This window comes from Photorhabdus sp. RM71S, assembly GCF_042879355.1.
GTDB classification, from domain to species: Bacteria; Pseudomonadota; Gammaproteobacteria; order Enterobacterales; family Enterobacteriaceae; genus Photorhabdus; species Photorhabdus kayaii.
In genome coordinates, this window is record NZ_JBHFKV010000316.1 from 1 (window position 1) to 223 (window position 223).

General features: G+C 44.4%; 1 protein-coding gene. It reads right to left on the reverse strand.

Annotation, left to right across the window (positions count from 1 at the left end):
* The coding region (locus tag ACGF5R_RS25040) for an ISAs1 family transposase (RefSeq protein WP_387693365.1) at positions 1-223 on the reverse strand (223 nt) is incomplete at both ends.

Sequence of the window (223 nt, forward strand, 5' to 3'; positions counted from 1 at the left end):
ATTCTGTCCGTCCATGACCGCTATTTTTCTGCGTAAATTCAACAAGCTCATCACTCTCATAATGCGAAGCAAAATACGATTTGACCCATTCATAGAGGGTCTTTTGATTGCCTTTGAGACCCACAATAAAATCACCGCCGCGCTGAGTAATTAACGCAAGGGTTTCTTTCTGGCAATGCAAGGCATCCATAGTGACAATCGCGCCATCAAGCGCCAGTAATTC